This window comes from Rubrivivax sp. JA1055, from assembly GCF_020966565.1.
GTDB classification, from domain to species: Bacteria; Pseudomonadota; Gammaproteobacteria; order Burkholderiales; family Burkholderiaceae_C; genus Rubrivivax; species Rubrivivax benzoatilyticus.
Map to the genome: position 1 here is coordinate 487,596 of NZ_JAJKFP010000001.1, position 15,922 is coordinate 503,517.

At 73.1% G+C, this 15,922-nt stretch carries 12 protein-coding genes; 2 read left to right on the plus strand and 10 right to left on the minus strand.

Features of this window, described 5'->3' with window-relative positions; all coding sequences use genetic code 11:
- Positions 1-14: 14 nt before the first annotated feature.
- Genes pyrR through LOC65_RS02060 form a run of 3 tightly spaced genes read right to left on the minus strand, consistent with a single transcriptional unit; the run spans position 15 to position 1,521 of the window.
- Positions 15-518 carry a bifunctional pyr operon transcriptional regulator/uracil phosphoribosyltransferase PyrR gene (gene pyrR / locus LOC65_RS02050; RefSeq protein WP_230246460.1) on the minus strand — a complete coding sequence of 168 codons (504 nt, stop codon included), beginning with the start codon at positions 516-518 and terminating at the stop codon, positions 15-17.
- A complete protein-coding gene (gene ruvX / locus LOC65_RS02055) occupies positions 515-925 on the minus strand; it encodes a Holliday junction resolvase RuvX (RefSeq protein ID WP_230246462.1) in 411 nt (136 codons plus the stop codon). Before ruvX ends, pyrR begins: the two co-directional genes overlap by 4 nt.
- A 26-nt stretch (positions 926-951) precedes the next feature.
- Positions 952-1,521 carry a YqgE/AlgH family protein gene (locus LOC65_RS02060; protein WP_009855279.1) on the minus strand — a complete coding sequence of 190 codons (570 nt, stop codon included), beginning with the start codon at positions 1,519-1,521 and terminating at the stop codon, positions 952-954.
- Between the two features lie 33 nt (positions 1,522-1,554).
- Here LOC65_RS02060 and LOC65_RS02065 point away from each other — a divergent pair, with 33 nt between their 5' ends.
- Positions 1,555-3,072, plus strand: a complete 1,518-nt coding sequence (locus LOC65_RS02065) for a deoxyribodipyrimidine photo-lyase (RefSeq protein ID WP_230246463.1) — start codon at positions 1,555-1,557, stop codon at positions 3,070-3,072.
- Between the two features lie 132 nt (positions 3,073-3,204).
- Positions 3,205-4,752 carry a methyl-accepting chemotaxis protein gene (locus LOC65_RS02070; RefSeq protein WP_230246464.1) on the plus strand — a complete coding sequence of 516 codons (1,548 nt, stop codon included), beginning with the start codon at positions 3,205-3,207 and terminating at the stop codon, positions 4,750-4,752.
- A 27-nt stretch (positions 4,753-4,779) separates the two neighbouring features.
- On the opposite strand, the gene LOC65_RS02075 is transcribed toward LOC65_RS02070, so the two are convergent.
- The 7 genes from LOC65_RS02075 to LOC65_RS02105 are packed head-to-tail and all read right to left on the minus strand — an operon-like array spanning position 4,780 to position 15,822.
- On the minus strand, positions 4,780-5,802 hold the full coding sequence (locus LOC65_RS02075; protein ID WP_230246465.1) for a GGDEF domain-containing protein: 1,023 nt from the start codon (positions 5,800-5,802) through the stop codon (positions 4,780-4,782).
- Between the two features lie 3 nt (positions 5,803-5,805).
- Positions 5,806-11,952 carry an Hpt domain-containing protein gene (locus LOC65_RS02080; RefSeq protein ID WP_230246466.1) on the minus strand — a complete coding sequence of 2,049 codons (6,147 nt, stop codon included), beginning with the start codon at positions 11,950-11,952 and terminating at the stop codon, positions 5,806-5,808.
- 10 nt (positions 11,953-11,962) lie between these two features.
- Positions 11,963-14,260, minus strand: coding sequence for a methyl-accepting chemotaxis protein (locus LOC65_RS02085; RefSeq protein ID WP_230246467.1), 2,298 nt, complete (start codon positions 14,258-14,260; stop codon positions 11,963-11,965).
- Positions 14,261-14,279: 19 nt separating this feature from the next.
- Positions 14,280-14,810, minus strand: a complete 531-nt coding sequence (locus LOC65_RS02090; RefSeq protein ID WP_009857634.1) for a chemotaxis protein CheW — start codon at positions 14,808-14,810, stop codon at positions 14,280-14,282.
- Positions 14,811-14,814: 4 nt separating this feature from the next.
- A complete protein-coding gene (locus LOC65_RS02095) occupies positions 14,815-15,180 on the minus strand; it encodes a PleD family two-component system response regulator (protein ID WP_009857635.1) in 366 nt (121 codons plus the stop codon).
- Positions 15,181-15,223: 43 nt separating this feature from the next.
- Positions 15,224-15,616, minus strand: a complete 393-nt coding sequence (locus tag LOC65_RS02100; protein ID WP_009857636.1) for a PleD family two-component system response regulator — start codon at positions 15,614-15,616, stop codon at positions 15,224-15,226.
- Between the two features lie 53 nt (positions 15,617-15,669).
- Positions 15,670-15,822 carry a rubredoxin gene (locus tag LOC65_RS02105; RefSeq protein ID WP_081467630.1) on the minus strand — a complete coding sequence of 51 codons (153 nt, stop codon included), beginning with the start codon at positions 15,820-15,822 and terminating at the stop codon, positions 15,670-15,672.
- Positions 15,823-15,922 lie beyond the last annotated feature (100 nt).

Below are 15,922 nucleotides of genomic sequence, written 5' to 3' on the forward strand. Positions count from 1 at the left end.
GCGGTCCTGAGGTCTCATGCGGCCTCCTCGATGGCGAAAGTGAAGCGGCCGTCCTCGGCACGCGCCAGCGACAGGCGCTGCGTGGACGGCAGGGTGATGCGCGCCGCGGCCAGCGCCGCGGCGATCGGCAGCTCGCGGCCGCCGCGGTCGACCAGCACCACCAGCGTCACGCTGGCCGGGCGGCCGAAGTCGTAGAGCTCGTTGATCGCGGCGCGGATCGTGCGGCCGGTGTAGAGCACGTCGTCGACGAGCACGACATGGCGGCCGTCGACGGCGAACGGCAGCTGCGTCGTGGCGGTGCCGGCGGCCAGCCCCCGCGAGCCGAAGTCGTCGCGGTGCAGCATGCTGGAGATGACGCCGTGCGCGCCGGGCAGGCCCAGGTCGCGCTGCAGGCGTTCGGCCAGCCAGGCGCCGCCGGACCAGATGCCGACGAGCACCGCGTCGGGCGGGAGGATGGCGCGCAGGCCCTGGCGCAGTTCGGCGTAGAGCGCCTCGGCATCGAGCTGCAGGACGGTCATGGGGCGAGGGTTCTCAGGTGTTGGTCGAGGATCAGTGCGGCGGCCGCGGCGTCGGCGTCGCGGGCCCCGGCGGCCAGCGCGTCGACGGTCGTGTAGCGCTCGTCGACCTCGTGCACCGGCAGCCGGAAGCGGCCGTGCAGCTGGCGGGCGAAGCGCCGCGCGCGGCGCGTATTGTCGTGCTCCGCGCCGTCCGGATGGAACGGCACGCCGACGACCAGCGCGTCGGGCTGCCACTCGTCAATCAGCCGGGCAATGGCCTCGAAACGTGCGTCGCCTTCGGCGGCGACGGTCTTCAGCGGCCGGGCCTGGGCCAGCAAGGTGTTGCCGACGGCGACGCCGACGCGGCGCACGCCGAAGTCGAAGGCGAGAAAACTGCGCGCGGGGGCAGGCGGAGCGGCCGGGCTCATTCGGGAACGACGTGACGGGTCACGCGTCAGGCGTGCCCGGCCTCCTGCGACAGCATGCGCGGGTCGACACCCAGCAGCGACAGCGCCTGGCCGTAGCGCTGCTCGACGGGGGTCTCGAAGATGATGCGCGGGTCGGCGTCGACGTTGAGCCAGCCGTTGCGGCGGATCTCGTCCTCGAGCTGGCCGGCCTCCCAGCCGCTGTAGCCCAGCGTCACCAGCACGCGGCGCGGGCCGCCGCCCTGCGACATCGCCTCGAGCACGTCCTTGCTGGTCGTCATCTCCAGGCCGCCGGGCACCGACATCGTCGAGCTGTAGGCGCTGCCGTCGCCGGCCTTCTCGTGCAGCACGAAGCCGCGTTCGGTCTGCACCGGGCCGCCGAAGAACACCGGCTGCTCGGCGAACTCGTCGCGGTCCAGCGGCAGATCGACACGCTCGAACAGGTTGCGCAGCTTGATGTCGATCGGCCGGTTGATCACCAGCCCGAGCGCACCACGCTCGTTGTGCTCGCACAGATAGACCACCGAGCCGGCAAAGGTCTCGTCGGCCATGCCGGGCATGGCGATGAGGAACTGGTTCGACAGGTCGATGGCGGCCATGCGCCTATCTTATTCCGCGGCACACTGGCGGATGTGAAGAACGGCATCGACAACGCCCTGGTCTGGCTGCGCCGCGACCTGCGCACCGAGGACAACGCGGCCCTGTACCACGCGCTGCGCGCGGCGCGGCGGGTCTGGTGCGTGTTCGTCTTCGACCCCGAGATCCTCGAGCCGCTGCCGCGCGCCGACCGGCGCGTGGAGTTCATCCGCGACAGCGTCGTCGGCGTCGACGCCGAGCTGCGCGCGCTGGCCGCCTCGCACGGCATCGACGGCGCCGGGCTGATCGTGCGCCACGGCCGGCCGCTGCAGGAGATCCCGCGGCTGGCGGCGGCGCTGGGCGCGCAGGCGGTCTACGCCAGCCACGACGACGAGCCCGAGGCGCTGGCACGCGACGCCCGCGTGCGCGGCGCGCTGGCCGACGCCGGCATCGCCTTCCACGGCTCGAAGGACCACGTGATCTTCGAGCGCGACGAGGTGCTGACCCAGGGCGGCGGCCCGTTCTCGGTGTTCACGCCGTACCGCAACGCCTGGCTGAAGAAGCTCGACGACTTCTACCTCTCGTCCTACCCGGTCGAGCGCCACGCCGGCGCGCTGGCGCCCAAACCCGCCGGCGAGACGCTGCCGACGCTGGCCGACATCGGCTTCGAGAGCACCAACCTGCACGCGCTGAAGCTGCCCAGCGGCCCGGCCGGCGGCCGCGAGCTGCTGGCCGACTTTCTCGAGCGCGTCGACCACTACGCCGACTGGCGCGACTTCCCGGCCGTCAAGGGCCCGAGCTACCTGGGGCCGCACCTGCGTTTCGGCACGGTGTCGATCCGCCGCCTGGCGCGCGAGGCCCACCAGCGTTTGACGGCCGGCTCGCGCGGCGCCGAGGTCTGGCTGTCGGAGCTGGTCTGGCGCGACTTCTACCACCAGCTGCTGCACCACCACCCGCGGGTCGTCGGCGGCTGCTTCAAGACCGAGTACGACCGGCTGCACTGGGAGCACGGCAAACACGCCGACGAGCTCTTCGCCGCCTGGTGCGAGGGCCGCACCGGGTATCCGATCGTCGACGCGGCGATGCACCAGCTCACGCGCACCGGCTACATGCACAACCGGCTGCGCATGATCAGCGCCAGCTTCCTGACCAAGGACCTCGGCATCGACTGGCGCCGCGGCGAGGCCTGGTTCGCACGCCACCTGAACGACTTCGACCTGGCATCGAACAACGGCGGCTGGCAGTGGGCGGCCTCGACCGGCTGCGATGCCCAGCCCTACTTCCGGATCTTCAACCCGGTCAGCCAGAGCGAACGTTTCGACCCCGAGGGGCGTTTCATCCGCCGCTACCTGCCGCAGCTGGCCAAGCTGCCCGACACCTTGCTGCACGCGCCCTGGCGCGCCCGCCCGGCCGACCTGGCCGCCGCCGGCGTCGTGCTGGGCCGCGACTATCCCGCGCCCGTCGTCGCCCACGAGGAGGCGCGCGAACGCACGCTGGCGCGTTTCGCGGCCGTCAAGCCGGCGGCCGCACGTGCCGCCGGCCGGGCCCGGCCGGCGGCGGGCCGCGACTCCTGAGCTGGCTCAAGATCCAGCGCGACGGCGGCGATTCGCGCGATTTCTCGCTTCATTCCATCCCCTCACGTGCCGATAAGACGACGGGGCCGGCCCGACATCCGGGGCCGGCATTGGACGTCAGGAGCGTGCGCGATGCACGTCGCACAAAAGAAGATCTGGGTACAGCTGATCAGCACCATCGCGATCGCGCTCACGGTGGTCTGGGCGGTGGGCATCGTCTGGCAGGGCCGGGTCAACCGCGAGGCCGCGATCGAGCAGGCGACCGCCTTCTCCAGCAGCATGCACGACGCCACGATGGCCGGCCTGACCGGCATGATGGTCACCGGCACCGTGGCGCAGCGCGCCGTGCTGCTGGACCAGGTGCGCCAGCTCGACAACATCCGTGACCTGCGCGTGCTGCGCGGCGAGGCCGTCAACAAGATCTTCGGCAACGGCACCGGCGCCGACGCCAGCGACCCCGACGCCGCCGAGCGCGCCGTGCTCGCCACCGGCAAGACCGAGATCCACGTCGCCAGCGACGACAAGGGCGAGTACCTGCGCGTCGTGCGCCCGGCGATCGCGTCCAAGAACTACCTCGGCAAGGACTGCACGACCTGCCACCAGGTGCCCGAGGGCACGGTGCTGGGCGCGGTCAGCATGAAGGTCTCGCTGGACCAGACCAACGCGCTGATGGCGCGCCAGCGCTGGCAGACCATCCTGATGGCCATCGTCACCTGCATCCCGGTGCTGATCGTCATCTACCCGTTCATCCGCCGCGTCGTCACGCGGCCGCTGGAACAGGGCGTCGACCTGGCGCACGGCATCGCCTCGGGCGACCTGACGCGCGACGTCGTCGTCGACAGCCGCAACGAGATCGGCCACCTGCAGCGTGCGCTGCACGAGATGCGCGGCAGCCTGGCGTCGATCGTCGGCCGCGTGCGCCGCGGCACCGACACCATCGCCCAGGCCTCGGCGCGCATCGCCGGCGGCAACAAGGAGCTGGAGTCGCGCACCGAGCACCAGGCCCAGGCGCTGCACGAGACCGCGGTGTCGATGTCGCGCCTGACCGACGCCACGCGCCAGAACGCCGAGCACGCCAGTCAGGCCAACGCGCTGGCGATCTCGGCTTCCGACGTCGCCAAGGCCGGCGGCGCGGTCGTGGACCAGGTGGTGACGACGATGGACTCGATCAGCGCCGCGTCCAAGCGCATCGCCGAGATCAACCGCGTCATCAACGACATCGCCTTCCAGACCAACCTGCTGGCGCTGAACGCCGCGGTCGAGGCCTCGCGCGCCGGGGAGCACGGCCGCGGCTTCGCCGTCGTCGCCAGCGAGGTGCGGGCGCTGGCCCAGCGCTCGTCGCAGGCGGCGCAGGAGATCAAGACGCTGGTCGACTCCACGGTCGAGCAGGTCGTCGGCGGCTCGCGCATGGCGCACCGCGCCGGCCAGACCATGACCGAGGTCGTCGACAGCGTGAAGCGCGTCACCGACATCATGTCGGAGATCGACGCCGCCAGCCGCGAGCAGATGGCCGGCATCGAGGAAGTCAACCGCACGCTGTCCAGCCTGGAAGGCGTGACCGGCGACAACGCCCGCCTGGTGCAGGAGGCGGCGCATGCCACCGCCGCGCTGGCCGAGCAGGCAACCGCGCTGGACGAGGCGGTGAAGCTGTTCCGCCTGCCGGCGCGCACCGACGCCTGACGGCGGGCCGCGGCCGGCGGCCGCGGCTCAGAACAGGACGACGTCGTCGCCGCCCTGACGGTGTTCGACGAGGTCGCCGCGGGCCACCAGCTCGGTGTGGCTGGCGACGCGGTTGCGGCCGTTCTGCTTGACGAAGTAGACCGCCTGGTCGGCACGCTCGAAGGCCGAGCTCGGCGTGTCGCCCGGCCGCACCGCGGTGAAGCCGATGCTGACCGTGATGCGGCCCACACGCGGGAAGGCGTGCTCCTCGATCGTCGCGCGCAGGCGCTCGAAGGCACGGCCGGCGGCCTCGCCGTCGTCGCAGCGCATCAGCACGACGAACTCCTCGCCGCCGAAGCGGTAGAGCTGGTCGCCCTGGCGGAACACGCCGCGCATCAGCCGCGACAGCAGCAGCAGCACCTCGTCGCCGATCAGGTGGCCGTGGCAGTCGTTGACGTGCTTGAAGTGGTCGATGTCGACGACGCCCAGCCAGGCGGCGCCACCGCCGCGGCGCTGCCCCAGCGCGTCGCGTGATGGCGGCGGCAGCGGCACGGTGCAGCGCATGAAGCTCTCGTCGAAGGTCTTGCGGTTGAGCAGACCGGTCAGCGTGTCGCGTTCGCTGTAGTCCAGCAGCGACTGGAAGTTGCGGTAGACGCGCAGCACGCTGCCGATCAGGCGCAGCTGCTCGGCGCCCAGCGGCGCATGGCTGCGCAGCTCGAGCACGGCGTCGCAGTCGCGCTCCAGGTCCAGCGGCAGCAGCGTCAGCGCCGGCTGGCCGTCGAGCATCAGGCCTTCGCGCTGGCGCAGACAGGTCTGGCGCACCGGATGCTCGGCCAGCGGCGGCAGCGCCGACAGGTCGGCCCACAGCGGGTCGGCACTGGGCACCAGCTCGCCGGCGGCCAGCCGTGCGCGCGTGAACCAGCGGCGGTCCTCGCCTTCGCCGACGATGCGGTAGATGGCGATGTCCAGCGGGCGCAGCAGGTCATGCAGCGCGCTGACCAGCGTCGCGTCGAGCGCGTCGCGGTCCCGGAACCCGGTCAGTTCCGCAAGATGATCGGCAACCCGGGACACCGTTCAGCTCGGCCTGGCCGCTCCCGCGTAACGTGCGACGAGGGCCAGCAGCTCCTCTTCCGCATAAGGTTTGCCGAGGTAGTGGTCGGCCCCCAGGTCCGCGGCGTGGTCGCGATGCTTCTGCGCGATGCGCGAGGTGATCATGACCACCGGCAGCCCGGCCAGCGCGGCGTCGGCGCGCACCGCGCGCAGCAGGTCGAAACCGTCCATGCGCGGCATCTCGATGTCCGACAGCATCACCGCCGGCCGCTCCTGGGCCAGCCGCTCCAGCGCCTCGACGCCGTCCTTGGCGGTCTCGACGCGCCAGCCCTCGCGGTGCAGCAGGCGCTGGGTGACGCGGCGCACGGTCAGCGAGTCGTCGACGACCAGCACCAGCGGCGGCAGCGGCTCGGCAGCCACCGGCTCGGCGACGTCCGGCAGCCGCTCGACGCCGCGGCCTTCGAGCCGCGCCCGCGCCGCCGGGCCGTACAGCGTGGCCAGCGCCACCGGGTTGTAGATCAGCGCCACCGCGCCGCTGGGCAGCAGCGTCACGCCGGCCAGGCCGGGCACACGCGCCAGCTGCGGGCCGACGTTCTTGACGACCACGTCCTGGTTGCCGACGACCTCGTCGACGTGCAGCGCGACACGCTGCTCGGCCGAGCGCACGACGACGACGGCCTGGCTGCGTGTGCCGGCGGCGCCGCGTTCGGGGCCGTCGAGCAGCGCGGCCAGCCAATGGAAGGGCAGCGCCTGGTCACCGTCGGTGTAGACGCCGCTGGCGTAGGCCGCCTCGACCTCCGCCGGCGAGGCACGCCGCACGGCCTCGATCAGCGTCGACGGCACGGCCACCGACAGCTCGCCGCAGCGCAGCATGACGACCTGCGTCACCGCCGTGGTCAGCGGCAGCAGCAGGCGGAAGCGGGTGCCACGCTCCGGCGCGTGGTGCACCTGCACGCGGCCGCCCATCGCGGCGACCTCGGCGCGCACGACGTCCAGGCCGACGCCGCGGCCGGCCAGCTCGGTGACGTCGGCGGCGGTGCTGAAACCCGGCGTGAAGATCAGCTGCGCCAGCGCCTCGTCGTCGACGGTGGTGTCGGCGGCGAGCAGGCCGCGCTCGACGGCGCGCGCGCGGATGCGCGCCAGGTCCAGGCCGGCGCCGTCGTCGCGCAGCTCGACGCCGACCTCGTTGCCTTCCTGCGTGATGACCAGCGTGATCGTGCCGGTCGTGTCCTTGCCGGCGGCGGCGCGCACCGCGGCCGGCTCGATGCCGTGCACGACGGCGTTGCGCAGCAGGTGCTCGAACGGGCCGATCATGCGGTCGAGCACGCCGCGGTCGACCTCGATGGCGCCGCCCAGGATGTCCAGGCGCACGCTCTTGCCGGTCTCCTTGGCGGCCTGGCGCACGGTGCGGTAGAGGCGGTCGCTGGCGCTGTCGAACTCGACCATGCGCGTGCGCAGCAGGTCACCCTGCAGCTCGCGCGTCAGGCGGGCCTGCGCGGCGAGGTCGTCTTCGGCCGACTGCAGCGTGCGCTGCAGGCTGCGCTGCAGCGTCGCGACGTCGTTGACCGACTCGGCCATGAAGCGCGTGAGCTCCTGCAGCCGCGTGAAGCGGTCCATCTCGAGCGGGTCGAAGACCTCGGCGGCAGCCTTGGCGGCCTCCAGCCGCGAGGCCATCTGCGACTCGGCCTGCAGCTCGATGTCGCGCAGCTGGCTGCGCATGCGCTCCAGGCTGCCGGTGAGCTCGCCCAGCGAGCCCTGCAGCTGGCGCACGCTGCCGTCGAGCCGGGCACGCGCGATGCTGACCTCGCCGGCATGGTTGACCATGCGGTCGAGCAGCGCACCGCGCACCCGCACCGCGGCCGTCGAGGCCGGGGCGGCACGCTCCGCCGGCACCACGACAGCGGGCGCCGCCACGGCGAAGCGGCTCCAGTCGATCTCGGCCACCGGCGCGGCCGGCGGCTCGGCGGCCGCGGCCTGGGCCTCGGCCGGCGGCAGGGGCGCCGCCTCGACGGCCTCGGCTACCTCGGCCGGCGGCTCGGCGGCCGGCGGCGCACGCAGGGCCTCGAACTCGGCGACCATCGTGTCGGCGCGTGCGAGCAGCGTCTCGACCTCGCTGGCGTGCACGCCGCCGCGGTCGCCCAGGCGCTCGATCGCGGTCTCCATGCGGTGGGCCCGCTCGCCCAGGCGCATCGCTCCGGCCAGGCGGGCACCGCCCTTGAAGGTGTGCAGCGTGCGCAGGCAGGCCGCCGCGGCGCCGCCGTCGGCCGGGTTGTCGGCCCACTCGCGCAGGCGCGACAGCAGCTGCGGCAGCAGCTCGTCGGCTTCGTCCTCGAAGATCGGGAACAGCTCGGGGTCGAGCGCGTCCTCGGCGTCGAGCTCCTCGTCGCCATAGCCGCTGTCCAGCGGCCCGAGGCCGGAGGTGTCGGCCGCCGGCGGCGGCAGATCGGGCCAGCGCTCGTGGTCGGCCAGGCGCTCGACGATGGCCGGCGCCACCGGCCGCAGGAAACCCGCGGCGAACTGGTGCAGCAGGCGGCGGACCTCCTCGGCGGCCTCGGCAAACAGCGTCGGTTCGCCGTCGCGGCCGCGGCCGCCGGCACGCGAGCGCATCAGCGCATGCTCCAGCGAGCGCGACAGCGCCGACAGGTCAGCGTAGCCCACGGTGGCCGAGCTGCCGGCCAGCGAGTGGGCGAGCGCGATCGCGGTCTCCGACACCGGCCGGTGTTCGGCTTCCAGCGCCCATTCGGCGAGTTCGGTGCCCAGCCGGCGCGACAGCTCGTCGGCCTCGTTGAGGTAGATGTTGAACAGCGGCAGCGGCACACGCAGCGGGCCGATGACCTTGACCGGCTCCTCGTCGGGCACCGGCGACTCGGCCTCGGCCGGCTCGACGGCCCCGATCTCCGGCGACGGCGCCTCGTCGGCCGACAGCGGCGCGGCGGCGGGGGCGTCGACGCTCTCCGGCTCCGGCGTGGCCGGCGGCGACACCGGCTCGGCGGCGGGCACGGCGAACACCTCCGGCATCGGCACGCCGTCGGCGTCGGCCTCGGGCGCCGCGTCGGGCTCGGCCCCGGGCTCGGGCTCGGGCTCGGGCTCGACTTCGGCGTCGCTCTTGGCAGGCTGGAGGCCGGGTTCGGCGGCCTCGGGTTCAACCGGCGACGACGGCACCGGCTCGGCCGGCGGCGGAGCCTCGGCCGCGGGCGCGGCGGCAAATTCGGCCGGCCAGTCGATCTCGGCGCCTTCGAGCACCTCGGCCGCGGGCAGCGGCCCGGGCACGGTCTCGACGAACACCGGCTGCGGCAGCGGCTCGTCGGCCGGCACCTCGAGGCGCTCGGGCCAGGTGGTCTCGTCGGGCGCCGGTTCGGCGTCGGCGGCAGGCACCGCGGGTTCGGCCGGCAGCGCCGCGGGCTCGGGGCCGATGGCGGCGAGTTCGCCGAGATCGAAGTCGAAGTCGGCGTAAGCGGCCTGCGGCGCGGGTTCGGCTGGCGCCGCAGGTTCGAGCGGCTGCAGGGCCTCGATGGCGTCGAAGCTCTCGGCGAGCTCGGCGGTCTCGACCGGCTCGGGAGCGGCTTCGGCCTCGGGCTCGAGCGCGCCGAGGTCGAGGCGGAAGTCGACCTCGTCGGCGGGCAGCGGCAGCGCCGGGGCGGCGGCCGGGGCAGCCCCGAGGTCCAGGTCGAGATCGGCCGCGCTCGGCAGGTCGGGCACACGCTCGGCCAGCGCCGGGGGCGAGGTGTCGGTGCCGAAGTCGAACTCGAAGTCCGGCAGCAGCGCCGCGTCGGGGACCGGCTCGACGACCGGCTCGGGCAGCGGCTCGGGCAGCGGCTCGACGGCCGGCTCGACGGCCAGCTCGGCCACGGGCTCGAACGCCGGCGCTGCGGCTTCGGCAGCCGGCACGACGGCCGGCGGCACCGCGGCGGCACCGATCGCCAGGCGCTGGCCGTCCAGGCGCAGGCCGTCGGCGGCGCGCACCACGGGTTGCGAGGCGTGGCCCTCGTCGCGGCCGGCGCTCAGCGCGGCGACCCAGGCCGCGAAGTAGTCCAGCGCCTCGGAGGTGAAGGAGCGCAGCGCCGGGTCCAGCCGCGGCGACTGCGCCAGGCGCGAGTTGAACAGCTGCTCGCAGGCCCAGGCGGCTTCGCCGAAGTCCTTCAGCCCGACCATGCGCGAGCTGCCCTTGAGCGTGTGGAACGCGCGGCGCACCGCGGTCATCTCGCCCAGGTCCTCGGGTTCGTCGGCCAGACGCGCGAGCGACTCGCGCGCCGCCGGGATGACCTCGGCGGCTTCCTCCAGGAAGACGCCGCGCATCTCGTCGTCCTCGGCCGTGGCGACAGCCGCCACGGGCTCCGGCGGCCGCGCCGGCGGCGCCGGAGGCGGAGGCAGCTCGGCCGGGCGGGCCGGCGGCGACGGTGGCGGCACCGTCGGGCGCGACGCCTGGCCCATCACGGTGGACAGGCGCCCGCTCTCGGCGTCGTAGCGGAACAGCGACTTGGCGAGCGCCGGCTGCACGCCCAGCATGTCGATCAGGAAGCTCAGCGCGCCCAGGTTCTCGGCCAGGCGCTCGAAGCTCAGCCGTGCCGGCTCGTGCGTCGGGTCGACCTCGGTCTGGGCCAGCGTGTCGACCTCGTCGCGCATGCGCAGCACGGCCTGCGAGGCCTGGTCCAGGCCGAGCACCGACAGCACGCCGCGCATCGCCGACAGCTGGCCCGGCACCGGGATCAGCGTCTCGCGCTGCGCCGGGGCCCGGAAATAGGTGTCGATCTGCTTCTCGATCTCGGACAGGCTGCTGCGCAGCTCCTGCACGACGCTGCCCATGGTCTGGCGGTCGCTGACGCGGCGGTACAGCTCCTCCATCCACGGCTCCAGCGGCAGCTGCGGCTGGCCGCGGCGCACGTCGTCGACGCGGCGCGCCAGGCGCTGCACGCGCTCGGGCAGCGCCGGATGGTCGAACTCGCCGTCTTCCAGCGACGCGTCCAGCGACAGCAGCGCGGTGGCGACTTCCATCGCCAGCGCGGCCGGCGGCGCCTCCTGCGCCGCAACGGTCTGCGTCGCGGCGTCCTGCAGCACGTTGGCCAGCACCTCGCCGGACGGGAACAGCCGCTGCACCGAGTCGCCAACCAGCGTGAACTGCTCGGCCAGGCCGGTCAGGCGGTGCAGCTCGCCGGCCGCGACCGCCGACCAGGCGTCCTTGGCGCCGCCCACTCGCTTGCGCGCCTGCGCGACCCAGGCCGGGTCGAAGCGGCCCAGGCGCGCGACGTCGTAGTCCGCGGCGGCACTGTCGTCCAAGCGCCAGGCCTCGCGCACCGCGGCCAGCCGCGGCGCCTCGCCGCCGGCCGGTGCACGGGCGTGGGCGCAGAAGAACAGCAGGTCCTGCGCCAGACGGTCGGAGACCTCGTCGGCGTCGCGCATCGTCGTGCGCAGCTGCGACAGCAGGCGCGACGCGATGCGCTTGGTGTAGACGTCGCTGGACAGCAGGCCGCGGGCCTGGGCCTCGAAGAAGGCCGCCGCCAGACGCCACAGCGTCGACAGCCGGCCCTGCGTGCCGGCGGCCAGCGAGGCGCAGACCTCGCCCATCGCGTCCAGCCGCGCCGGCTCGGGCTGGCGCATCAGCGCCAGCGACAGCGACTCCATCGCCGTGCGCGCCGCGGCGTCGGGCGCATGCGGACGCACGCCGGGCTCGGGCGGCAGCTCGATCCAGCGCCAGTCCTGCGGCCAGAGGTCCGCCGGATGCGCACGCTCGGCACCGGCCAGGCCCTGCACCGCCAGGTACTGCGGGAACATCGCCACCGGCGACACCGGCCGGCGCGCGAGCAGCCGCGACAGGTAGTCCAGCAGCGCGAACGAAGCCTTCTCCAGCGTCTGCACCGCCTTGGCGTCGACCAGCGCCGGCTTGGCCACCCAGCGCTGCACCAGCGTCTCGCTGGCGCGCAGCATCTGCGCCGCCGCCGGCAGGCCGACGAGCTCGAGCGCGCCGACACCCTGGTGCAGGTGCACACGCGCGGTGCGCAGCACGGCCGGCTCGACGGCGTCGACGTCGGACGCGGCCGCCGCCTCCGACTCCTTGAGGTGCCGGTGCAGCGCCTTGTGCGCCAGCTCGAGCGAACGGCGCAGCTCGCCGTGCACCCAGGCCAGCGGGCTGAGGTCGTCGGCGCTGCCGCCGAGGCTGTCGGTGACGGCGTTCATCCGCGTGGCGTCAGCTGATCTTGAAGCGGGAGATCGACGCGCGCAGCTGCTCGGCGGCGCGCGAGAGCTCGTGCACCACCTGGGCGGTCGAGCGTGTGCCCTCGCCGGTCTGCTCGGTCACGGCCAGGATGTGCTGGATGTTGGTGGCCACGCCGCTGGCCGACTCGGCTTCGCTGGAGGCCTGCTCGGAGATGCGCCCGATCAGCTCGGCGAGCTCGCGTGTCACGCGGTCGATGTCCGCCAGCGCGCTGCCGGCCGCGTCGGACAGCCGCGCGCCCTCGATCACGCCCTGCGTCGAGCGTTCCATGGCGGCCACCGCGTCCTGGGTGTCGGTCTGGATGGCGCGCACGATGGCCGCGATCTGGCGCGTCGCCTCGGCCGAACGTTCGGCCAGACGCTGCACTTCCTCGGCGACGACGCTGAAGCCGCGGCCGGCTTCGCCGGCGCTGGCGGCCTGGATCGCGGCGTTCAGCGCCAGCACGTTGGTCTGCTCGGTGATGTCCGAGATCAGCTCGGTGATCTCGCCGATCTCCTGCGAGCTCTCGCCCAGACGCTTGATGCGCTTGGAGGTCTCCTGGATCTGGTCGCGGATGGCGTTCATGCCGCCGATCGAGTTCTGCACCGCCTGCTGGCCGGTGGCCGCCACCTCCAGCGACTGGCGCGCGACCTCGGCGCTGCGCTGCGCCTCGGCCGACACCTCGGTGATGCGGTCGGCCATCTGCAGCACCGACTCGCCGGTCTCGCGGATGACGCGCAGCTGCTCGGTCGACGCCGCCAGCAGCTCGGAGGAGGTCTGCTCGACCTGCTGCGTCGTGTCGGCCACGCGCGTGACGGTGCCCTGCACCGAGGTGACCAGCGAACGCAGTTCCTCGACGGTGTAGTTGACCGAGTCGGCGATCGCGCCGGTGATGTCCTCGGTGACGGTGGCCTGCTGCGTCAGGTCGCCCTCGGCGACGCTCTGCAGCTCGTTCATCAGGCGAAGAATGGCGGCCTGGTTGGCGTCGTTGACACGCTTGGCCTCCAGCTCCTGGCGCTCGGCTTCCTGGCGCTGGGCCTCGGCGAGGCGGGCGCGGTTGGTCTGGTCGGCGACGAACAGGCGCAGCAGGCCGAAGGCGCCTGCGGCCAGCAGCAGCGCCGACAGCAGCGCCGGCACGAGCACGATGGCGCGCAGGCCGCCGGCGTCGGCCAGTTCACCCTGCAGCTCGTCGAGGCCGCGGCGCAGCGGTTCGCTGTCGCGGATGATCGCCGCCTGGGCCTCGCGCGCACCGACCAGGCCCTGCAGGTTGCCCAGGATGGCGCCGGCCTCGGTGCGCGTCTTGTCGTACTGGGCGAGCAGCTCCTGCAGCTGCTCGCGCACCTGGGGCTCGCGCGTGCCGGGCAGGCGCAGCTCGGCGCTGCCGTCGAGCAGGCCCTGGGCGATCTCGCGGAAGGAGTTCAGGTCCTTGCCGAGCAGGAACACGGCCTCGGCGCTGACGCCCTCGGTGGTCTGGAACTCGTTGGCGCTCTTGCCGATGCGCTGCGTCAGCATGACCAGCTGGCCGACGGCCGACAGCTCGCCGGCCGAGGCGCCGCCCTGCAGCTTCAGCGAGGACACCGTCTCGGCGATCTCCAGCAGATCGGCCGACTGGCGGTTGATGGTGCGCAGCGCGGCGCCGACCTGGGTCAGCGTCTTCTGCTGGGCAAGCACCGAGCGCGCGCTCTTGTCGGCGCGCTCGACCATCGGCAGCAGCGCCTGCACCCGGTCGCCCAGGCTGCCGGAGACCGCCGGCACGTCGCCGCCCTCGGCCAGGCCGCGCACGTTGCGCGACAGGATCTCGGCGCTCTCGCGCAGTTCGGGGAAGGCCTGCGGGTTGCCCAGCAGCGCCTGCGACACCGACTTGGCGAGCCGCTGCGACTGCGTCTGCGCCTGGCCGGCGGCCGAGACCTGCTGCGCGCTGCGGCTGGCCGAGACGATGCCGGCACCGCCGCTGAGCACCAGCCCGGTCAGGCCGATGCCGAAGGCGAAGGCCATCAGCTGCTGCTGGCGCGCCAGCGGCATGCCGCCGACGATCGGCAGGCCGGTGGCGATCTCGGGAGCGCTGTCCTCGGGCACGCGGGTGTTGGCGTACTCGCCGGCCAGCTCCGACGGGGCGGCTTCCGAGATGATCGAGGAGTCCTCGGCGCGCGGCCGGCTCTCGGGCGCCAGCGTGCCGGGGCCGAGGCGGATCGTCGCGTCCATGGCGTCGCCGGCGACGGTTTCCTGGGACGGCGCGTCAGGCACCGACGGGCGGCCCCGCGCGGGGCCCTTCAACTTGTCGAGAAAGCTCATTCGATCCTCGCGGCGTTCGTCATCGGGCGATGCCGAGAAACTGTTCGTGCTGGACGAGCGCGGCCGGGTCGATCTCCTGCCACACGCGCTGACGGTCGTCGCGCCACCGGGCACCGGCGAACGACGGGCGCGACACGTCGTCCTCGGGTTCACGCTGCAGCTGGCCCGCGGTGCGCAGGCCGGCCAGACGCTCGAACATCAGCGCGACGTGGCTGCCGACGGCCGGGTTCAGCGCCAGCAGCCGGGCCTGCTCGCGCACGCCCTCGGCCGCCGACTGCGTCGGCCGCAGGCCCAGGAAGGCCGCCAGGTCGACGACGCCGTGCAGGCCGCCGCGCAGGTTGGCGACGCCGACGAACCAGGGCCGCGTGTGCGGCACCGGCGCCAGCGTGCCGACCGGGAAGATCTCGCCGGCGCCGGCCAGCGGCACGAGCAGGCCGACGCCGGCGCACTCGATGGCCAGCCAGGAGGCGGCGGGGGCTTCGCTGCGGACGGCGCTCAGCCGCTGGGCCAGGCGGCTCTGCAGGTCCCGCAGGGCTTCGCGCTTGGCCATCGCCTCAGTCGAAGGCGCGGATCTTGGACAGCAGCTCGTCGGCCTGGACCGGCTTGACGATGTAGTCGCGTGCGCCCTGGCGCAGGCCCCAGACCTTGTCGGTCTCCTGGCCCTTGCTGGTGCACATGATCACCGGCACCGCGGCGTAGCGCGGGTCGCGCGTGATCTGACGCGTGAGCTGGAAGCCGTTCTGGCCCGGCATCACGACGTCCATCAGGATGAGGTCGGGCAGGTCCTCGTCGAGGCGGCGCATGGCCTCCTCGCCGTTCTCGGCGGTGCGCACGGCGTAGCCGCGCTTGCCGAGGATGTCCGACAGGTGGTGCAACTCGGTCTTCGAGTCGTCGACGACGAGGATCTTGCGGATGGCCATCGGAAGCGGGTCTCGGGTTCTGACGGGCGGCAGCGCCGCGGGTTCAGGCGGCGGTGCGGCGGAAGGACTCCACCGCACGCAGCAGTTGTTCCTTGGTGAACGGCTTGGTGAGGTAGTCCTCCGAGCCGACCATGCGGCCACGGGCCTTGTCGAACAGGCCGTCCTTGGACGACAGCATGATCACCGGCACCTTCGCGAAGCGCGGGTTGCGCTTGATGATGGCGCAGGTCTGGTAGCCGTCCAGCCGCGGCATCAGGATGTCGCAGAAGATCAGTTCGGGATCGTGGTCGCTGACCTTGGCGAGAGCGTCGAAGCCGTCCTCCGCCAGCACGACCTCGTGGCCGCCCTGGCGCAGGAAGATCTCGGCACTGCGCCGGATCGTGTTGCTGTCGTCGATCACCAGGACCTTGGCGCCGGAGGACACGGCTTCGTTCACGTCACTGTCCACCTGTTGGAGTGCCCGGCGGCACGGAAGGCCGCCGACGGCGTTCAGATTTCGACCATTTCGAAATCTTCTTTACGGGCTCCGCATTCCGGACAGGTCCAATTCATCGGAACGTCGGCCCACGCGGTGCCGGCGGCGATCCCGTGCTCGGGATCCCCGGCGGCTTCGTCGTAGATCCAGCCGCAGATCAGACACATCCAGGTTCGGCTATGGCTCACTTCGGGGCGGTCCCTCACTACAATGGGCAACGATTGTAGTCACGCATATCCGCGAAAAATCAAGGATTTGTGAGGACAT

Excerpts from the sequence above, each read along its gene's own strand:
- pyrR (WP_230246460.1), bottom strand. The coding sequence starts at position 518 with ATGACCGTCCTGCAGCTCGATGCCGAGGCGCTCTACGCCGAACTGCGC.
- ruvX (WP_230246462.1), bottom strand. The coding sequence starts at position 925 with ATGAGCCCGGCCGCTCCGCCTGCCCCCGCGCGCAGTTTTCTCGCCTTC.
- LOC65_RS02060 (WP_009855279.1), bottom strand. The coding sequence starts at position 1,521 with ATGGCCGCCATCGACCTGTCGAACCAGTTCCTCATCGCCATGCCCGGC.
- LOC65_RS02070 (WP_230246464.1), top strand. The coding sequence starts at position 3,205 with ATGCACGTCGCACAAAAGAAGATCTGGGTACAGCTGATCAGCACCATC.
- LOC65_RS02080 (WP_230246466.1), bottom strand. The coding sequence starts at position 11,952 with ATGAACGCCGTCACCGACAGCCTCGGCGGCAGCGCCGACGACCTCAGC.
- LOC65_RS02085 (WP_230246467.1), bottom strand. The coding sequence starts at position 14,260 with ATGAGCTTTCTCGACAAGTTGAAGGGCCCCGCGCGGGGCCGCCCGTCG.
- LOC65_RS02090 (WP_009857634.1), bottom strand. The coding sequence starts at position 14,810 with ATGGCCAAGCGCGAAGCCCTGCGGGACCTGCAGAGCCGCCTGGCCCAG.
- LOC65_RS02095 (WP_009857635.1), bottom strand. The coding sequence starts at position 15,180 with ATGGCCATCCGCAAGATCCTCGTCGTCGACGACTCGAAGACCGAGTTG.
- LOC65_RS02105 (WP_081467630.1), bottom strand. The coding sequence starts at position 15,822 with ATGTGTCTGATCTGCGGCTGGATCTACGACGAAGCCGCCGGGGATCCC.